Source organism: Marinobacter sp. AN1, from assembly GCF_026013985.1.
Lineage (GTDB): Bacteria > Pseudomonadota > Gammaproteobacteria > Pseudomonadales > Oleiphilaceae > Marinobacter > Marinobacter segnicrescens.
This window is the reverse complement of the sequence record NZ_CP110342.1, coordinates 1,200,817-1,215,427: the sequence shown is the minus strand read 5'-3', so window position 1 is coordinate 1,215,427 and position 14,611 is coordinate 1,200,817. Positions and strand designations below refer to the sequence as shown.

Sequence of the window (14,611 nt, the reverse complement as noted above, 5' to 3'; positions counted from 1 at the left end):
TACCTTGTCAACGGTTATTTTGAAGTTTTTGTCGCCGCTTCCGAAGAAGCCTTACACCGAAAAACTCAAACCTTACAACCGTTTACTTCCCTTCCCGGTTCCGCCGTCGCCGGCGTTCCCTGTCGAAGTGGGGCGCATTCTACAGCCCCACCGTTTTCTGTCAACGACCTTTTGAAACTTTTTTATCCCGGTTTCGGTTTGCCGCTATAAAACCGCTGCTTTTATCGCCGGATTGGTGAATTTACAATCGAATTGACCAATCAGCGTTCAACCGGATGCTTCCGCCCCTTACGGAACAGAGAGCGAACCGGTCCGGACAGGGTGTAAAGCAGGAACGCGCTGAACAGCACAGTACCCGGGTCCAGCGCGACCACGACGAACCCCAGCACTACCAACAGGATCGCGGCAAAAGGCACCCGGCCCCGCATATCCAGGTCCTTGAAGCTGTTGTAGAGAACATTGGAGACCATCAACATCCCCGCACCGGCCACAACCAACACAGTCAGGCCGGTCAACCAGCCAGCTGGGTCCCAGGCATGGAAACACCACACCAGGCCAGCAACGACAGCTGCGGCTGACGGACTGGGAAGGCCCACGAAGAACTTCTTGTCGACAGAGCCAATCTGGGTATTGAATCGCGCCAGACGTAATGCAGCGCCAGCCACATAGATAAAGGTGATGGCCCACCCTACCTTTCCGAGACTGTTCAGGGACCAGAAGAAAGCCACCAGACCGGGAGCAACACCAAACGCCACCATATCCGCAAGGCTGTCATATTCCTCACCGAACTTGCTCTGGGTATTGGTCATCCGGGCAACACGGCCATCCAGTCCATCGAGTACCATGGACACGAAAATGGCGATGGCCGCGTTGGCAAACATGCCGTTAGCAGCCGAGACAATCGCATAGAAACCGGAAAACAGGGATGCCGTTGTCAGCGAATTGGGCAACAGATAGATTCCCCGCCGCCGAACCCGTGCGCCTTCGACCACTTCTTCCTCTTCCACCTCACCCGGAAGAAGCTCGTTGCGTGTAGTATCCGCTACTTTCGGATCATTCTTTTCGTCGCTCATGAAACCGGTTCCGTCATGGATGAACTTGCCAGTATAACCCTCAAGGGCCACGGTCAAAAAATACGTACCACCCCTGAAACAAAGAACGCGGCCACCAGGGCCGCGCTCTCGAAGGTCAATAGCTGATCTGGAGGATCAGTTCTTGTCCTTGTCCACGATCTTGTTGGCAGAGATCCACGGCATCATCGAGCGCAGCTTCTCGCCAACCACTTCAATATCGTGGGCAGCATTCTGGCGACGACGTGCTGTCATGGAGGGGTAGTTCAGGCTGCCTTCAGAGATAAACATCTTGGCGTACTCACCGCTCTGGATGCGCTTGAGGGCATTGCGCATGGCTTCGCGGGACTGCTCGTTGATGATTTCCGGCCCGGTCACGTACTCGCCATACTCCGCGTTGTTGGAGATAGAGTAGTTCATGTTGGCGATGCCACCTTCATACATCAGGTCAACGATCAGCTTGAGCTCGTGCAGACACTCGAAGTACGCCATTTCCGGGGCATAACCTGCTTCAACCAGGGTCTCGAAGCCCGCCTTGACCAGTTCAACGGTACCACCACACAGAACCGCCTGCTCACCGAACAGGTCGGTTTCAGTCTCATCCTTGAAGGTGGTTTCGATGATACCGGTACGACCACCGCCAATACCGCTGGCGTAGGACAGTGCCAGGTTCTTGGCGTTGCCGGAGGCATCCTGGAAGATCGCGATCAGGTCAGGGATACCGCCGCCACGCTCGAACTCGGTGCGCACGGTGTGGCCCGGTGCCTTCGGGGCTACCATGATTACGTCCAGGTCCTTGCGCGGAACGATCTGGTTGTAATGGATAGCGAAGCCGTGGGCGAAAGCCAGGGTAGCGCCTTCCTTCAGGTTGGGCTCGATCTGGGACTGGTATAGCTCGGACTGGTACTCGTCCGGAGTCAGCACCATGACCACGTCAGCTGCGGCAACCGCGGTCGGAACGTCAGCAGTCTTCAGACCATAGGCTTCGGCCTTGGCGATAGAGGAAGAGCCGGGGCGCAGGCCCACAGTAACATCCACGCCGGACTCTTTCAGGTTGCACGCATGCGCGTGGCCCTGGGAGCCGAAGCCCAGAATGGCAACTTTCTTGCCCTGGATGATGGAAAGATCGCAATCCTTATCGTAATAAACCTGCATAGTAACCTCTGTCTTGGTTTGGCCCTGCGCCGGCAGGGCCTGAGTGAAAAATTCGGTCTGGCTCAGAGACTGAGCACTTTCTCGCCACGGGCAATGCCGGACACACCAGATCGCACCACTTCCAGCACACCGGTGGTTCCCACGGCCTGGATAAAGGCATCCAGCTTGTCGCTGTTGCCGGCCAGTTGCACGGTGTACACAGTGCTGGTCACATCCACGATCTGACCCCGGAAGATATCCACGGTACGCTTGATCTCGGCCCGCTGGGCGCCGGACGCCTTCAGCTTCACCAGCATCAGCTCCCGTTCGATGTGGGCTCCCTCGGTCAGATCCACCAGCTTGACCACTTCAATCAGCTTGTTGAGCTGCTTGGTGATCTGCTCAATAACCTTGTCGGAACCGGTGGTGGTCACGGTAAGCCGGGAGAGTGTCTCGTCCTCGGTGGGTGCGACCGTCAGGGTTTCGATGTTGTAATTGCGCTGTGAGAACAAACCGACAACCCTCGACAATGCACCCGGCTCGTTTTCCAGCAATACAGAAATGATTCGACGCATGATCACACCCTCTCCGTCTTGCTGAGCCACATGTCTTTCATGGAACCACGGGCTACCTGCATGGGGTAAACGTGCTCGAACCGGTCCACATAGATATCCAGGAACACCAGCTTGTCCTTCATGGCAAGGGCCTCCCTGAGCTTGGGCTCGAGGTCTTCCTTACGGTCAATCCGGATACCCACGTGGCCATAGGCTTCGGCCAGCTTGATGAAATCCGGCAGGGATTCCATATAAGACTGGGAGTGACGGGACTCGTAGTTCATGTCCTGCCACTGCTTGACCATGCCAAGGGCCTGGTTATTCAGGTTGATGATCTTGACCGGCAGGTCGTACTGACTACACGTGGACAGTTCCTGGATATTCATCTGGATACTGCCCTCACCGGTAATGCACAGTACTTCGTCCTCGGGGTAGTTCAGCTTGACCCCCATCGCCGCCGGCAGACCAAACCCCATGGTGCCCAGACCGCCGGAATTGATCCAGCGGTTGGGCCGGTCAAACTTGTAGTACTGGGCGGCAAACATCTGGTGCTGGCCCACATCGGTGGTCACATAGGCTTCGCCGTTGGTCAGGCGGTGCAGCATCTCAATGACTTCCTGCGGCTTGATGACATCGTCGCTGGTTTCATAGCGCATGCCGTGGAAGGCACGCCAGTCGTCAATCTGCTTCCACCAGGCCTTGAGGGCATCGGCGTCCGGCTTCTGCTTTGCCTCTTTGACCATGCCAATCATTTCCCGCAGCACTGCATCCACAGGCCCAACGATTGGCACATCCGCTTCTACTGTCTTGGAAATCGACGCAGGATCAATGTCGATATGGATAATGCGAGCCCCCGGACAGAACTTCTCGGTGGCGTTGGTGACCCGGTCATCGAAGCGGGCACCGACCGCGAGGATCAGATCGGAGTGGTGCATGGCCATATTGGACTCGTAGGTCCCATGCATCCCCAGCCAGCCAAGGTGCTGTTCGTCTGAAGCCGGATAGCAGCCGATACCCATCAGGGTATTGGTGATGGGGTAACCCAGGGTGCGAGTCAACTCGGTGAGCTGTTCTGTGGCCTTGCCCAGGATCACCCCGCCGCCGGCGTAGATAATCGGCCGCCTGGCCGCCAGCAGCATGTCCACTGCCTTGCGGATCTGACCGGTATGGCCCCGGACCGCCGGGTTATAGGAGCGCAGCTTGATCTTCTTCGGGAAGACATACTCATAGCGCTCATTAGGTGTGGTCATATCCTTGGGGATATCCACCACCACCGGGCCGGGACGGCCGGTCGAGGCAATGTAGTAGGCCTTGCGAATAATTTCAGGGATTTCCTCCGGATGACGCACCGAAAGGTTGTGTTTCACCACCGGTCGGGAAACACCGATCATATCGGTTTCCTGGAAGGCGTCCTCACCGATCAGGGTGGACGCTACCTGGCCGCACAGAACCACCATGGGAATGGAATCCATAAAGGCGGTGGCAATGCCGGTAATGGTGTTGGTGGCTCCAGGACCCGAGGTCACCAGTACGGTACCTGGTTTACCGGATGCGCGGGCGTAGCCGTCGGCCATGTGGACCGCCGCCTGCTCGTGGCGCACCAGGATGTGCTTGACTTTGTCCTGCCTGAACAACGCGTCATAAATATGAAGCGCTGCACCACCGGGATAGCCATAGATGTACTCTATACCCTCATCCTGCAAGGAGCGGATGAGCATATCGGCACCAGACAATAACTCCACGTGATTTACCCTCTATAAACGAGTGAATGTTACGGGAATCTTCCCGAATTGCCTGGATGCCCCGTGCCACGCCTCTTTTGAAGGCCGGCCTGGGCGTTCCGCCACACCATGTCTGACAGAGGTTGTCTCCTGGACAGCCCGGCTCCTGAGGGTTCCGGAACAGGGCCAGTCAACGGGTTGCCAGGATATGAGCGCTTTGCTGATACAAAAAGGCAACCGCCTGTACCCGGGGTACAGGAAGTACAGTGTGGTATTCAACGGGGGTTACTGCTCGGGATTGCCTGCCGTATTGACCCCTGCTTTCAGGCAATCTGTAATTTTGACAGCGGGAAAGTATCTGTCAATAGAAACGGTGCAGGAGTAGCCTCAAACTGCCGAAAAGTAGTGTTGCACCCTGCCCCGGCCAGGATTCCGGTGTGGCCTGCCTGCTGGTTCACAGATTCGGCGGCGAATCGGGAAAACCTTTGCCCGTAATGGCAGGATTCGCTTTAATGGATACGTTGTTGTCGGTCAGGCACGGCCGACCGGCAGTTTTTCTTCCAAGGATTTTCAGATATGACCCGACACCTGCTATTGGTCGCTATCATTGCGCTGCTAAGCCCTTCCCTCACTTCTGCGGAATCCGTTTATCGGTGGACGGATGAAAACGGCGTGGTCCACTTCGGTGACCGCGAGCCGGTGGGCCGGGCGGCAGACCGCGTGAGCGTGAAAACCGGAGCCGCCACCAACAGCTCCGAACGTAAATCCCCCCAGGAACAGGTCGAAGCACTGGAGGAGCGCCAGGCGGAACGTCAGCGGGAGGAAAAGGAAACCGCCGTGGAAGAAGCCCGCCGCAAACAGCGGCAAGCTCGCTGTGACACAGCCCGGGCGAACCTCCAGGCCATCAACAGCAACGCCCGCATCCGCGTGGTGGGCGCCGATGGCGAGCAGCGTTACCTCACACCGGAAGAAATCCAGGAGAAGCGCGCCGAGTTCGAGGCCATTGTCGAGGAAAGCTGCGACGATAGCCCCGAGTCCTGAACCGGCCACACAAAGCGCATGACCACAAAAAACGGGAGCCCTGAAGCTCCCGTTTTTTTGACCGACACAACTACCCGGTCAGGCTTTGCTGAATACCAGCTGGTGGTCCTTCACGGTGCCACGAATCACGTCACCAGAGACAAACTCTCCCTGCAACAGTTTCTGGGCCAGCGGGTTCTCGATCATTCGCTGGATCGCCCGCTTCAGCGGACGCGCACCATAGACCGGGTCGTAACCGACTTCCGCCAGCAACTCCATGGCGCCATCGTCCAGCTCCAGCTTCATGTCCTGATCCTTCAGACGTTTGCTGAGGGACTGGATCTGGATGGTGGCGATACCCCGAATCTGGTTCTCTGCGAGCGGGTGGAATACCACCACTTCGTCTACGCGGTTGATGAACTCGGGCCGGAAGTGTGTACCTACCACCTCCATAACCGCGTTCTTCATGGCCTCGTAATTTTCCTCGCCTGCCTTCTGCTGGATGATGTCTGACCCGAGGTTGGAGGTCATAACGATCACCGTATTGCGGAAGTCCACGGTACGACCCTGGCCATCGGTCAGACGACCGTCTTCCAGTACCTGCAACAGGATATTGAAGACGTCCAGGTGGGCCTTTTCCACCTCGTCCAGCAACAGCACGGAATAGGGCCGGCGACGAACCGCTTCGGTCAGGTAGCCACCTTCCTCATAACCGACGTAGCCGGGGGGTGCACCGATCAGGCGGGCAACGGAATGTTTCTCCATAAACTCGGACATGTCGATACGAACCATGGCTTCCTCAGTGTCAAAGAGGAAGGAGGCCAGGGATTTGCAGAGCTCAGTCTTGCCCACGCCGGTGGGCCCGAGGAACAGGAACGATCCGTTGGGCCGGTTGGGGTCAGACAAACCAGCGCGGGAACGGCGCACCGCGTTGGCAACGGCTTCCACCGCCTCATCCTGGCCGATAACCCGCTCGTGGAGCGCTTCTTCCATACGCATCAGCTTGTCTCGCTCACCTTCGAGCATCTTGGACACCGGGATGCCGGTCCACTTGGACACCACCTCGGCAATCTCCTCGTCAGTGACCCGGTTACGCAGCAGCTTCATTTCCATCATCTCGGCCTGGCTGGCCATGTCCAGCTGACGCTCCAGCTCGGGAATGGTGCCGTACTGCAACTCGGACATCTTGCCCAGATCCCCTGCCCGACGGGCGTTTTCCAGGTCAATCCGGGCCTGCTCCAGCTGGCTCTTGATCTTCTGGGAGCCGTGGAGCGCGGCCTTCTCGGTGTTCCAAACCTCTTCAAGGTCGGCGTACTCCCGCTCGACACCGGTTATGACGTCGGACAACTCCTGCAAGCGCTTCCTGGACGCCGCGTCGCTTTCCTTCTTCAGGGCCTCCCGCTCGATCTTGAGCTGGATCAGCCGACGCTCAAGGCGGTCCAGGGCTTCCGGCTTGGAGTCCATTTCCATACGGATCTGGCTGGCCGCTTCGTCCACCAGGTCAATGGCCTTGTCCGGCAGTTGCCGGTCGGCGATGTAACGATGAGACAACTTGGCGGCCGCGATGATAGCTCCGTCGGTGACCTCGACACCATGGTGCACCTCGTAACGCTCTTTCAGGCCCCGGAGAATTGCGATGGTATCTTCCTCGGACGGCTCGCTGACCAGCACTTTCTGGAAGCGACGCTCCAGCGCCGCATCCTTCTCGATGTTTTCCCGGTATTCGTCCAGGGTGGTGGCGCCCACACAGTGCAACTCACCCCGGGCCAGGGCCGGCTTGAGCATGTTACCCGCATCCATGGAACCTTCAGCCTTGCCGGCGCCAACCATGGTGTGGATCTCATCGATAAACAGGATGATCTGGCCTTCCTGCTTGGACAGCTCGTTCAGCAGGGCTTTCAGGCGCTCCTCAAACTCACCACGGAACTTGGCGCCGGCAATCAGTGCCCCCATGTCCAGGGACAGCACCTTCTTGTCCTTCAGGCCGTCCGGCACTTCACCGTTAACGATGCGCTGGGCCAGGCCTTCGACAATGGCCGTCTTGCCCACCCCCGGCTCGCCGATCAGTACCGGATTGTTCTTGCGGCGGCGTTGCAGTACCTGGATGGTGCGGCGAATTTCATCATCCCGTCCGATCACCGGGTCCAGTTTGCCTGCCTCTGCGCGCTCGGTGAGATCGATGGTGTACTTGGACAGGGCCTGACGGTTTTCCTCGGCACCGGCATCATTGACGGACTCTCCACCGCGGATTTCGTCAATGGCCTTTTCCAGGTTTTCTTTCGTGACGCCTTGCTCCTTGAGCACCCGCCCGAGGGTGCCCCGGCTGTCCAGCGCAGCCAGAAGCATCAGTTCGCTGGAAATAAACTGGTCACCCCGCTGCTGGGCCAGCTTGTCAGCCAGGTTGAACAGGCGTCCCATATCGTTGGACATGGAGACATCCCCTGCGGACCCTTTCACTTCCGGCAGGTTCTCGATTTCCCGGGCGATGGCCTGGCGCACCCGTCCAGGTTCGGCACCTGCGTGCTTCAACAACGGCTTGATCGAACTGCCTTCCTGGTCCAGCAGCGCCTGCATCAGGTGCACCGGTTCAATAAAGTTGTGATCCTTGCCGACCGCGAGGGATTGGGCATCCGCAAGGGCGGTCTGCAGCCGGCTGGTGAGTTTGTCGATTCGCATCTTCTGGATTCCCCGCTTCAATGTCCGGATGTCGCAACCCTTCTGCAGGTAAACGGCGATCATCCTGTTAGCTTTGACATTTAATGTAGGGGCTGGCGGGCGGACTTCAAGGTAGCGAAGCAAGAAAGTGTCAGAAAATTGACAGACGTCAGGTGCAGCCGGATGCGGGGTATGGGCGCCGGTTCAGTTATTCAGCCAGATACAGCTGGCCATTCGCCCGGTCTGGCCATTCCGGCGGTAGGAGAAAAAACGTTGCGCCTCGGTAACGGTGCAGAATCCACCCCCGAATACACGGGTAACTCCGACGCGGGCAAGCCGGAACCGGGCCAGGCCGTAGATATCCGCCAGGAAGTGGCCTGGTTGGTGGGGCGACAGGTCGAAAAACGGGTCGGCTTCCCGGCTGTCGGCCAGAAACTGCTCCCGCACCTCTGGCCCCACTTCAAACTGCTCCGGTCCGATAGCTGGCCCGAGCCAGGCCATGACGTCCTCGGGAACAGGAAAGGCCTGCACGGTGTTTTCCAGGACACCGCTGGCAAGGCCACGCCAACCTGCGTGGGCTGCAGCCACACGGGTGCCCGCAAGGTCGCAGAAAAGCACTGGCAAACAATCGGCGGTGAGGATTGTACAGACCCGGCCAGGCTGGTCCGCCACGGCTGCATCGGCCACCCGGTCACCGCCTGGCAGGATTGCGACACCGGTTCCATGAACCTGCTGGAGCCAGTAAAAATTATCAGGCTCAAGGTGAGCCCAGTGGGCCAATCGCCGCCGGTTCTCCAGCACATCACCGTGGTTGTCGCCTACATGGTCGCCCAGGTTCATGGAGTCCCAGGGACCGGAACTGACGCCTCCGGCCCGGGTCGTGCACAGGGCCTGCACGTTGGCAGGCGCCGGCCACTCCGGGTGGAGTACGGGCAAGTCAGAACTCATGGCTTTCCAGCTCCCGGGCATGTTTGCGCAGTGCAGCCAGCAGATGTTCAAAGTCTTCCGGCAGGGGCACCTCCCAGCTCAGGATTTCACCGGTTTCCGGGTGTTCGAGCGTCAGTTGGCGGGCGTGCAGCGCCTGGCGATGGAAGGCCGCCAGCACTTCACGCAACTCGTCAGTCGTTCCCTTGGGTAGTCGCAGGCGACCGCCATACATGGGGTCACCCACCAGCGGATGGCGCACATGGGCCATATGTACCCGGATCTGGTGGGTGCGGCCACTTTCAAGCTTGCAGCGAATATGGGTATGGGCGGCAAAGCGTTCAACCAACCGATAGTGGGTCACTGCCGGCTTTCCGGAGGACACGACCGCCATTTTCTTGCGATCCCTGGGATGGCGGCCAATGGGGGCATCCACGGTGGCACCCCCGGTCAGTTCGCCGACCACCACTGCCTCGTACTCCCGACCCATGGTTCGGGTCTGCAGCTGATCAACCAGGGAGGTGTGTGCAATCAGACTGCGAGCCACCACCATAATGCCTGAGGTGTCCTTGTCCAGCCGGTGTACGATGCCCGCCCGGGGCAGGTTTTCCACTTCCGGGGCATAGTTCAGCAGCGCATTGACCAGGGTGCCGTCCGCATGGCCAGCGGCAGGATGTACCACCAGGCCGGCCGGCTTGTTGATGACCAGCAGGTGCTCATCTTCATAGACAACATCCAGCTCGATGGACTGGGCCTGCCATTCCACCTGGACCTCGGGCTCGGCATCCAGCTCGATGCGGTCTCCCATCATGACCTTGTCCCGGGGTTTGCACTGCTTGCCATTGAGCGTCAGGTTGCCACCCTTGATCCACCCCTGCAGGCGAGAGCGGGAGTGCTCAGGCATCAGCTCCGCCACAGCCTGGTCCAGCCGGCGGTCAGAGAGTTCGTGGGGCACCTCGAAAGACGCCTTTACTCGGGAATGTTCGGTCATACTGGCCCCGGGCCGTTATGGGCGCTGCCAGCCCCTGGTAACCGCTATTGGTTGCAGGGGTTAAAGCGCACCTGGTGAATAAAGGTTTATCCGGCGTACTGTCAGCTCATGGACGTCCGTCGCTGTCCCGTTTACCCCATGTTCAGCTTAAACACTGCACAATGGCAATCAAGGTCGTTACAATGGCCAACTTCCGTTATCCGTGAGGATATCCGGTAATCAGACATTATACGGGATTCAGGCATGAGATCAGGTTTTCGTTGTGCATTGCTGGCCGCCACTCTGGTTCTGGGGGCCTGCGCGTCGACCCAGCAGGAACAGGACGTCCTGCCCGAAGAAGCCTATTACGACAACGCCCGCAAGGCCATGGACTCCGGTAATTTCAATGAGGCCGAGAGCAACCTGGACCAGCTGGAGACCTACTATCCCTTCGGCCGCTATGCGGAGCAGGCCCAGCTGGACCTGATCTACGCCAGATACCAGAACCTCGACCTTGAAGGCGCCCGTAGTGCAGCGGACCGTTTCCTGCGCCTGAATCCCCAGAGTGAATACGCAGACTACGCCCTCTACATGCGCGGCCTGGCTTCTTATAACCTGGACGTAGGCTTGGCAACCCGTTATCTGGGCGTTGACCCTACCGACCGGGACCCCGGCGAGCAACGACAGGCGTTCCAGGATTTCTCGGAATTGTTGAACCGCTACCCGGACAGTGAGTATGCACCGGACGCCCGCCAGCGCATGATTGCTATCCGCAATCGCCTGGCGGAACTGGAACTGCACGCCGCACGATATTACATTCGCCGCCAGGCTTACATGGCTGCCAACAACCGCGCGCGCTACGTGGTAGAGAACTTCCCCGAATCACCTTCCACCGAGGAAGCCCTGATCCTGATGGCGGAAACCTACGAGGCACTGGAATTGGACGACGCAGCCAGCGATGCCGTACGCCTGCTGGCCGTGAACCACCCTGAAAGTGACGCCTTCGATGACAATATGCGCTTCCAGGGAAGGGACCTTACGCCGGAGAATCGCTCACTGCTGAACGTGATGACTTTCGGACTGTTCGGGCGGGACTGATCCCGCCCACGGTCACGCCTCTCAGTTACCGATTTTCCAGCCGTTCGTGATGGGATAGCGCCGGTCCTTGCCGAAACCCCTTTCGGTGATCCTGACACCAATCGGGGCCTGGCGGCGCTTGTACTCATTGATATCCACCAGCCGCACCACCCTCTCTACATCCTTGCGGTCAAACCCTTCCGCCACGATCGCTTCGGCGCTGAAGTCCCGCTCCACATACAAGTTCAGAATCTGGTCGAGGACGTCATAACCCGGCAGACTGTCTTCATCTTTCTGGTCTGGCGCCAGTTCAGCTGAAGGTGGACGGGTGATTACCCGCTCAGGGATCACCGGACTGATAGTGTTGCGATAACGGGACAGCCGGAAGACTACGGTCTTGGGCACATCTTTGAGTACGTCAAAACCACCTGCCATATCGCCATACAGGGTGGAATACCCCACCGCCAGTTCGCTCTTGTTACCAGTGGTCAGTACCAGTGAGCCAAACTTGTTGGACAGGGACATCAACAACACGCCCCGCAGGCGAGCCTGCAAGTTTTCTTCCGTGGTATCCGGCGTCGTGCCTTCGAAGGGCTTTTCCAGGGCGGCCATAAAGGCGTCGTACATGGGCTCAATGGAGAACACGTCGTAACGCACGCCCAGCGCTTTTGCTTCAGCTTCTGCGTCTTCCAGGCTCATGGAGGAGGTGTAGCGGAACGGCATCATCACCGCATGTACGCGATCGGCGCCAAGGGCGTCCACTGCAATGGCAAGGGTCAGTGCCGAATCAATCCCGCCAGACAGGCCCAGCACGACTGAGCGGAAGCCGTTCTTGTTCACATAGTCGCGGACGCCAAGCACCAACGCCTTATAGATATTCTCTTCCAGGGAGGGCTCCGGTGGACGGGGCCGGGAAACGGGCTGGCAGTGGTGGTCGCAGACAAATTCGACCGGGTAGAGGCCTTCATCAAACTGAGGCACTTCCACCGCCAGCTCGCCAGAATGGTCGTAGACTACCGAGCCGCCGTCGAACACCAGCTCATCCTGGCCGCCAACCAGGTTTACGTACACAATGGCGAGCTCGTTATCCCGCGCCTTACCCTCAAGGAGGGCCTTACGGCGGGCCTGCTTGCCAATGTCATAGGGGGAGGCATTGAGGTTGATTAACAGCCTGGCACCGGCGGCGGCAGCCTGTTCCACGGGACCATCACTCCAGATGTCCTCGCAGACCGTTAGCCCCACAGCGATACCCCGAAAATCAATCACACAGGGCTCGGAGCCTGCTGCAAAATAGCGCTTCTCATCGAAGACCTGGTAATTCGGCGGGAACTGCTTGAAGTAAGAGGCGCGCACCTCCCCCTGATCGATCAGGACGGCGGCGTTATAGAGCAAGCCCCCCTGCCGTATGGGAGCGCCGATCACACAGGCAGCTGTCAGGTTTGCCTGTTGCAACGATGCCAGCGCCTCCGCCACTCTCAAGTCCAGGCTGGGACGCAGCAACAGATCCTCCGGCGGGTAGCCGGTGAGGCAAAGTTCCGGAAACACAACCAGATCTGCGTTATGCTCCTGTTCGGCTTTACGGACCGCATCAATCACCAGGCGGGCATTACCGGGAATATCACCAACCAGAAAATCCATCTGAGCCATCACCACGTTGAGTTTCCGTGCTGTATGGCCTGTTCCTGTTGCTCCTGGCTGCTGAGACATGTGCCCGCTCCTGTAACCCGTTGCTGTGAAAAGGCTATTATAGCGATGTAGCCAAGGGATTGCTGCCATAGTGACTCAGGGAAGGATGCTTAATTCAACCGTCAGACCGCCGAGAGAAGCACATTTGAGCAAACTGTCTGCCGACACATCCAGCCCGACCAGCCAGAGCTACCAACGGGGAACATCAGGGCAATCCCAGCGACTGTTCCGGGTCTATAACCTGTACCGGATCGTGATCAGCCTGGTGCTGACCGGGCTGCTGTTTGTAGACCCTGTCCAGCTCGATCAGCCCCTGCGCCTTGCCGAATATTACCAGGCCGGCGTACTTGGCTACCTGATGCTCAACAGCGCCATCGGGCTGATGCTGGTGGGTGGGCTCAGCCCCGGCCAGCGACATATTACCCTGTCGGTATTACTGGATATCCTGATCATCCACGTTCTGCTGTTCACCAGTTCAGGCATCACCAATGGCTTGGCCAATCTGATCATTATTTCAGTAGCAGCGGGCAACATCCTGACCCCCAGCCGGATGGGCCTATTCTACGCTGCGCTCGCTGCTATCTGCTCCCTGGCCATCGCGGGTTGGGGCGTGATGTTGCATGGGGACAACGTGGACAACATCGTCCGGGCGGGTTCTCTGGGCATTCTGTATTTCGGCGCAGCGCTGATCCTGCAATCCATTACCCGTCGCATGCAGCGCAGCGAAGCCCTGGCGGATTCCCGGGCCCGCAGCATCATCGAACTGGAGAAGATCAACGAACAGATCATCCAGCGCATGCGCACCGGTATCGTGGTCACGGACCAGGAGGGTCGGATCCGGGTGGCGAACGCAGCCGCCGAAGAACTCCTGTTTGGCATGATCGGCAACCACGGACACCAAAGCCGGGTGTTACCGGTAGCACTCCTGGAAGGCCTCGCCACCTGGAAACAGGACCCTCGCAAGCGCCCGGAACCCTGCCAGGTGCAGCCTGCCTCCCCCGTGATCCAGGCCAGCTTCACCCGACTCGATGAAGAAAACAGCGACCTGATACTGGCGTTTATCGAGGACCTGAGCAAGGTTACCCAGCAGGCCCAACAAATGAAGCTGGCGTCCCTCGGCCGACTGACCGCCGGTATTGCCCACGAGATCCGCAACCCCCTGGGCGCCATCAGCCATGCCGCGCAGCTGATGAGTGAGTCCGGCGATATACCCGAGCCGGACCTGCGCATGCTTGAGATAATCCAGCGGCACTCTCGCCGGGTGAACGGCATTATCGAGAACGTGCTGGACCTTTCCCGCCGACGCCAGGCCGACGCCCAGTTGGTGGACCTTGGCCAGTGGCTGACCGACTTTGTAAGGGACTATCAACAGTCCACCAGCCACCAGGACGGGGAGCCACCCCGCATCAGTCTCGAGCTCCCGTCTGACCTGCCTGCCGCCCGCTTCGACAAGAGTCAGATCGATCAGGTTCTGACAAACCTGTGTGACAACGGCCTGCGCTACAGCAAGCAACAAACCGGACGCGCCACCCTTACCGTGCGAGCCGGCGCTACCACCGACGGCGAGCGCGCCTACGTCGATGTGGAAGACCAGGGACCGGGCGTTGCCGAAGAACACCGCAATTCCGTATTCGAGCCCTTCTTCACCACTGACAAGGGCGGAACGGGTCTCGGACTGTACCTGGCCCGGGAATTGTGCGAAACCAACCAGGCCCACCTGGCACTGCTCAATGGCCAGAGCCCCGGCTGCTGCTTCCGGATCACCTTTGCCCCGCCGGGCAGACTGATATGAGAACCTTA

11 protein-coding genes are annotated in these 14,611 nt (G+C 58.9%); 3 read left to right on the top strand and 8 right to left on the bottom strand.

Going from position 1 to position 14,611, the window contains the following annotated elements:
- Positions 1-260: 260 nt before the first annotated feature.
- The 4 genes from pssA to LJ360_RS05450 all read right to left on the bottom strand — a co-directional run bounded on the left by pssA (position 261) and on the right by LJ360_RS05450 (position 4,500).
- Positions 261-1,073, bottom strand: coding sequence for a CDP-diacylglycerol--serine O-phosphatidyltransferase (gene pssA, locus LJ360_RS05465; protein WP_091855021.1), 813 nt, complete (start codon positions 1,071-1,073; stop codon positions 261-263).
- A gap of 135 nt (positions 1,074-1,208) precedes the next feature.
- Entirely contained in the window at positions 1,209-2,225 is a 1,017-nt protein-coding gene (ilvC, locus tag LJ360_RS05460) for a ketol-acid reductoisomerase (RefSeq protein WP_264995522.1), read from the bottom strand.
- 62 nt (positions 2,226-2,287) lie between these two features.
- A complete protein-coding gene (gene ilvN / locus LJ360_RS05455) occupies positions 2,288-2,779 on the bottom strand; it encodes an acetolactate synthase small subunit (protein ID WP_091854993.1) in 492 nt (163 codons plus the stop codon).
- Positions 2,780-2,781: 2 nt separating this feature from the next.
- Positions 2,782-4,500, bottom strand: coding sequence for an acetolactate synthase 3 large subunit (locus LJ360_RS05450; protein ID WP_091854991.1), 1,719 nt, complete (start codon positions 4,498-4,500; stop codon positions 2,782-2,784).
- A gap of 555 nt (positions 4,501-5,055) precedes the next feature.
- On the opposite strand from LJ360_RS05450, the gene LJ360_RS05445 reads away from it, so the two are divergent.
- Complete coding sequence (locus tag LJ360_RS05445) at positions 5,056-5,520, top strand: DUF4124 domain-containing protein (RefSeq protein ID WP_091854989.1); 465 nt, start codon at positions 5,056-5,058, stop codon at positions 5,518-5,520.
- Between the two features lie 78 nt (positions 5,521-5,598).
- Here LJ360_RS05445 and clpB read toward each other — a convergent pair whose 3' ends face one another.
- The 3 genes from clpB to rluD form a co-directional block, all read right to left on the bottom strand.
- The gene (gene clpB, locus LJ360_RS05440; protein ID WP_264995520.1) at positions 5,599-8,175 is read right to left on the bottom strand and encodes an ATP-dependent chaperone ClpB; all 2,577 of its coding nucleotides are present in this window, start codon (positions 8,173-8,175) and stop codon (positions 5,599-5,601) included.
- Between the two features lie 183 nt (positions 8,176-8,358).
- Complete coding sequence (gene pgeF / locus LJ360_RS05435) at positions 8,359-9,102, bottom strand: peptidoglycan editing factor PgeF (protein ID WP_264995519.1); 744 nt, start codon at positions 9,100-9,102, stop codon at positions 8,359-8,361.
- On the bottom strand, positions 9,092-10,069 hold the full coding sequence (gene rluD / locus LJ360_RS05430; RefSeq protein ID WP_264995518.1) for a 23S rRNA pseudouridine(1911/1915/1917) synthase RluD: 978 nt from the start codon (positions 10,067-10,069) through the stop codon (positions 9,092-9,094). Before rluD ends, pgeF begins: the two co-directional genes overlap by 11 nt.
- Positions 10,070-10,312: 243 nt before the next feature.
- On the opposite strand from rluD, the gene LJ360_RS05425 reads away from it, so the two are divergent.
- Positions 10,313-11,146, top strand: a complete 834-nt coding sequence (locus tag LJ360_RS05425; protein ID WP_091854982.1) for an outer membrane protein assembly factor BamD — start codon at positions 10,313-10,315, stop codon at positions 11,144-11,146.
- Between the two features lie 21 nt (positions 11,147-11,167).
- On the opposite strand, the gene LJ360_RS05420 is transcribed toward LJ360_RS05425, so the two are convergent.
- Entirely contained in the window at positions 11,168-12,832 is a 1,665-nt protein-coding gene (locus LJ360_RS05420; protein WP_264995517.1) for an NAD+ synthase, read from the bottom strand.
- Between the two features lie 133 nt (positions 12,833-12,965).
- On the opposite strand from LJ360_RS05420, the gene LJ360_RS05415 reads away from it, so the two are divergent.
- Positions 12,966-14,603 carry a sensor histidine kinase gene (locus tag LJ360_RS05415; RefSeq protein WP_264995997.1) on the top strand — a complete coding sequence of 546 codons (1,638 nt, stop codon included), beginning with the start codon at positions 12,966-12,968 and terminating at the stop codon, positions 14,601-14,603.
- Positions 14,604-14,611 lie beyond the last annotated feature (8 nt).

Coding starts and splice junctions, on each gene's coding strand:
- LJ360_RS05425 (WP_091854982.1), top strand. CDS start 10,313: ATGAGATCAGGTTTTCGTTGTGCATTGCTGGCCGCCACTCTGGTTCTG.
- pgeF (WP_264995519.1), bottom strand. CDS start 9,102: ATGAGTTCTGACTTGCCCGTACTCCACCCGGAGTGGCCGGCGCCTGCC.
- rluD (WP_264995518.1), bottom strand. CDS start 10,069: ATGACCGAACATTCCCGAGTAAAGGCGTCTTTCGAGGTGCCCCACGAA.
- pssA (WP_091855021.1), bottom strand. CDS start 1,073: ATGAGCGACGAAAAGAATGATCCGAAAGTAGCGGATACTACACGCAAC.
- ilvC (WP_264995522.1), bottom strand. CDS start 2,225: ATGCAGGTTTATTACGATAAGGATTGCGATCTTTCCATCATCCAGGGC.
- LJ360_RS05420 (WP_264995517.1), bottom strand. CDS start 12,832: ATGTCTCAGCAGCCAGGAGCAACAGGAACAGGCCATACAGCACGGAAA.
- LJ360_RS05445 (WP_091854989.1), top strand. CDS start 5,056: ATGACCCGACACCTGCTATTGGTCGCTATCATTGCGCTGCTAAGCCCT.
- ilvN (WP_091854993.1), bottom strand. CDS start 2,779: ATGCGTCGAATCATTTCTGTATTGCTGGAAAACGAGCCGGGTGCATTG.
- clpB (WP_264995520.1), bottom strand. CDS start 8,175: ATGCGAATCGACAAACTCACCAGCCGGCTGCAGACCGCCCTTGCGGAT.